Origin of the sequence: Streptomyces sp. NPDC005195 (assembly GCF_040608315.1) — a bacterium.
Lineage (GTDB): Bacteria > Actinomycetota > Actinomycetes > Streptomycetales > Streptomycetaceae > Streptomyces > Streptomyces kaempferi.
In genome coordinates this window covers 1-3,833 of record NZ_JBEXHZ010000182.1, presented here as the reverse complement: position 1 = coordinate 3,833, position 3,833 = coordinate 1, and the positions used below count along the sequence as shown (strand labels likewise).

Below are 3,833 nucleotides of genomic sequence, written 5' to 3'. Positions count from 1 at the left end.
ACTGGCTGATTCTGGCCGGGCTCATTCCGCTCGGCGCAGGCATGGGCTTGGCCATGACTCCGGCGACAGCAGCCATCACCGACGCCCTGCCGCCCGCCCTGCAAAACGTAGGCTCCGCGGTGAACGACCTGTCCCGCGAACTCGGCGGCGCACTGGGGATCGCCGTCCTCGGCAGCGCACTGAACGCCGGCTACCGCAGCAACCTGAACGTCGAGGGACTCCCCGAACCGGCCGCCGAAGCCGCGCGATCCTCGCTCGCGGCTGCCGGCATCGTGGGCGCCAAGACCGGAAACTCCACGCTGGTCGAACAGGCTCGCGACGCCTTCTCCTCCGGACTGCACCTGGCTCTCATCACCGGTACGGGCGCCACCGTACTGGCCGCTGTGGCCATCGCTGTCCTGCTCCGGCACACCGGCAAAGCCACCCCTGTGGCCGCACCGGACCCGGTTGAAGATGACGTCCACCCCGCTCACATCACCTGAGGCGTGTCGCAGAACCCGTGCTTCACGGCGAGGTGCTGAAGGCCCCACCCACGACGATGCCTGATCGCTCGAGGGCGGTTGAGGTCCTGGCCGCCCTCGCCCCCACCCTCCAGCAGGCCATGACCATCGCCGCCAACAAGGAATTCGTGATCCTCGACGGCACCCTGCTGCACATCGACCGCATTGCTGCCGACCGCCCCTACTACTCCGGCAAACACAAGCGCCACGGCATGAACGTCCAGGTCATCGCCGACGCGTTCGGACGCCTGCTCTGGGCCTCACCTGCCCTGCCAGGTGCCGTCCACGACATCAAGGCCGCACGCACCCACGGCATCATCGAAGCGCTCACCCAAGCCGGCATCCGGACGTGGGCCGACAAGGGATATCAGGGAGCTCAGGGGACGATCCGGGTGCCTTACCGGGGCCGCTGGAGCACGCTCCCAGCCGGGAAGCGAGCGGTGAACTCCTCCCACGCCAGGATCCGAGCCGTCGGAGAGCAGGCCAACGCCACCCTGAAGAGCTGGCGGCTCCTGCGCAAACTCCGTTGCAGCACCACCCGCATCACCGACATCGTCAAGGCCGTCCTGGCCCTGCACCTCGCCACGGCAGCCTGAGATCGCTGCAGCCGGAGGCATGCACAAGGACAGTGCCACCATCAACGAAGCAAGGGAGACCGCTCACCGTGACAGACGTCAGAGTCACCTACGACAAGACCGTCAACGCAGCGTACGTGTACCTCACCGAACCGCAGGCCCGCGTGACGTCCGCGCGCATGTATCCCTGCGATCCAGTGGACGTCGACGGCATGATCAACCTCGACTTCGACGAGCAGGGCCGCCTCATCGGCATCGAGGTGTTGGCGGCCAGTTCGAAACTGCCCGAGTACCTGCTCCAGTCCGCGGAGCGACTTGACACCGAAGGTGCGTAACCAGCCGAGCACCACGCTCGCGGCGAACAGGTTGGAATAGGCTCAAGGCCTGGAAAGGCATGGCGAGGTCATTCCCGACCCCGGAGGCGCCAGGCCAGTCTGCCGCCCCGAGCAAGGCGGAGAGGACGGCTTACGCCGTGCTGCTGCACGGACCGGCCACGCGCTCAGGCGGCGCCGACGCGAGTCAGTGGCTGCTGCTGCGCGACCGCACAGCGAAGCGCCTGTAACCGACACAACAGCAGCAGCCACACTTCAGGAACGCGTCAGTCACCCAAGACGCCGTCGAGGCAGTCCTGCACCGGCCCGTACAGGCCGCGCGGAACCAGCCTGCGGACAATGCCCTGCGAGGCCCAGACGACCCCTGCACTGCGTGTCCGCGCAGCCCGGACTCGCTTGCGACATCACACCTACCAGCCGCCCCCTCCACCCCCGGCCGATGGTGCTCGAGCAGCTACCCCGATTCACCTCCCCCGGGCGGGTATACCCGATGTATTCTGTCAGGCATGGCACACACAACGATCAAGGTCGAGAGCAGCATCCGGGACCGGCTGGCGATCCTGGCCGCCGAGAAGGACACCACGATCGCGGGGCTCGTCGGCGAATTCGCCACCCACACCCTCACGCAGAGCGAGCGGGACGAGCAGGTCGCGAAGACCCTCGAAGTCCTGCACACGCTCTCCGGCTATGCCCCGGATCCCGGACAGGACCGCGCAGCAGACGATGAGCTCGCGCGCCGACTCGGCAGCGCCGCGTGAACCCTGTCGCCCCTGTCGATGTCGTCCTCGACGACAGCGCCCTGCTCGCCCTGGGCTCGGGCAACGTCCTGGCCTCCCGCCTTCTGTACCAGGCCGCCGAGACCGGGGCCTGGCGCATCCACGTAGCTCTGGCCGCACTCGCTGAAGCAGACCGGGTACGCGCCGGACTCGCCGGCCACCTCGGCATGCTCGACCAGGTGGTTTTCCATCCGCTCGATCTCGCCGCCGTCCTGGCCGCCTCGGGCCACGAGCGGTCTCTGGGCTGGTGCCACACTCACCACGTGGCCATGGCCGGCCCCGAGCGCCTGGACGGGGCACGCGTCGCCACCGTCCAGCCCAAGGCATGGGACAAGGCCGGCGTCCGGGTGCTCGACCTCTCCCCCTGAGCGATCCGCCCGGGTTGAGGCGGACTTCACCAGTGGATGTGATCCCAGCACCTCCCCAAGTACACGTAATACACGGGGTAGTTGACATCTGTTTCCTGATTCGCGAATCATGAATCATGGTTCAGAGCGTGCCCGACGGTTGCGTGAGGTCTCGGCGAAGTTCAGCGGGCAGGTCGCGGTCGGTAGCGGGGAGCTACAGCGGACGCGCCGCCTTCAGCTTCCTGTACTCGTCGACCCCTCGCACGAACCGGCACTCACCGGTCTTTTGGTTGACGACGATGGGCCAGTTCCCGCCCAGCCGCGCGCCACTCTCCGCGCTCGGTGGGTAGACGAAGACGTGGTGGCCGGGCAGGCGCAACCTGTCGGCAGGAAGAATGTGACATCCCCATTCATCCCACTTGGGAATATTAGACCTGCCGAATTCCTCGGCAAGGCTAGCCGCGTCTTGTTGCTGCACTCTACTTTTTCCCTCCCCCCGTATACATGAAGTCGTAGTACTCCCAGTCCAGCACGGCGTACCCGCCCGTCTGGCCATCGAGGAACTTGACGCTTCCTCCGTCGTTCACGGCGTTGTAGAAATGTCCCGGATATGGGATGTTTCCGGCACCGTCGGTGTCGAATCCGTACACGATACCGCGTGCTCCGTCTCCCCTCCGCAGCAGCTCACCGGCTATGCCATCACCGCCACTCGTTGCCTTGAAGGTCGATCCGTAGTGTTTTTCGAGGGCGCGTGCGTCAGTGATGCCCCCGTCTTCCGCCACCGAGTTAATCCCCTGGAGTCGGTTATCGGTGGCCATTGCACATTTGGAGCAGTTGGTTGTCGATCTTGACGGGTTGACGTCCTTGAGGTTGCCACCAGGTCGCGGTTTTTCAGCTGCCTCGGGGGCACTCGGCAGCTTTCCCGTTGCGATGGCGCCGATCGCCGCCCCGACGCCAGCCGCATTGGAGTCGGGACTCAGGCCGTGGTCCTTGCCCCAGGCCTTGTACCGATCGGTCAGGCACTGACCTTCCACCACGCAGGCGGGTGTGTACAGCGCACTTGTGATGTCCAGAAGGTTGGTAAAGGGCAGGCCGATGCCGAATAGGAAGTTCTCAAACCCGTGGCCGGCAGTGTTCGCCCAGTTCATGACCGCCGGATCGTTCGCCCACGTTGGGTCGTAGTAGGGAACTGGCCCGGGGACAGGGACCAGGGCTGATTCATAGTCCTGGCGGATTTGAGAATCTGCTGGTCACAAGGGTGTGACGAACCTTCGCTGCGGCAGTTCAGCAGACAACGAAGCTC

5 protein-coding genes and 2 pseudogenes are annotated in these 3,833 nt (G+C 65.7%); 5 read left to right on the top strand and 2 right to left on the bottom strand.

Features of this window, described 5'->3' with window-relative positions; genetic code table 11:
• The 5 genes and pseudogenes from ABZV34_RS37585 to ABZV34_RS37565 all read left to right on the top strand — a co-directional run.
• Positions 1–482 (top strand): annotated as a pseudogene (locus ABZV34_RS37585) (MFS transporter); the annotation flags it as partial.
• 68 nt (positions 483–550) lie between these two features.
• A pseudogene (locus tag ABZV34_RS37580) lies at positions 551–1,096 on the top strand (transposase family protein); the annotation flags it as partial.
• A 68-nt stretch (positions 1,097–1,164) separates the two neighbouring features.
• Positions 1,165–1,410: a DUF2283 domain-containing protein gene (locus ABZV34_RS37575; protein WP_319182176.1), complete on the top strand. Its 246-nt coding sequence runs from the start codon at positions 1,165–1,167 to the stop codon at positions 1,408–1,410.
• A gap of 503 nt (positions 1,411–1,913) precedes the next feature.
• Entirely contained in the window at positions 1,914–2,165 is a 252-nt protein-coding gene (locus ABZV34_RS37570; RefSeq protein ID WP_356287212.1) for a hypothetical protein, read from the top strand.
• Complete coding sequence (locus ABZV34_RS37565; RefSeq protein WP_356287209.1) at positions 2,162–2,551, top strand: hypothetical protein; 390 nt, start codon at positions 2,162–2,164, stop codon at positions 2,549–2,551. Before ABZV34_RS37570 ends, ABZV34_RS37565 begins: the two co-directional genes overlap by 4 nt.
• A gap of 193 nt (positions 2,552–2,744) precedes the next feature.
• Here ABZV34_RS37565 and ABZV34_RS37560 read toward each other — a convergent pair whose 3' ends face one another.
• Both ABZV34_RS37560 and ABZV34_RS37555 read right to left on the bottom strand, forming a co-directional pair.
• Entirely contained in the window at positions 2,745–3,008 is a 264-nt protein-coding gene (locus ABZV34_RS37560) for a hypothetical protein (protein ID WP_356287206.1), read from the bottom strand.
• 1 nt (position 3,009) lies between these two features.
• Positions 3,010–3,678, bottom strand: coding sequence for a toxin glutamine deamidase domain-containing protein (locus ABZV34_RS37555; protein ID WP_356287203.1), 669 nt, complete (start codon positions 3,676–3,678; stop codon positions 3,010–3,012).
• Positions 3,679–3,833: the final 155 nt, after the last annotated feature.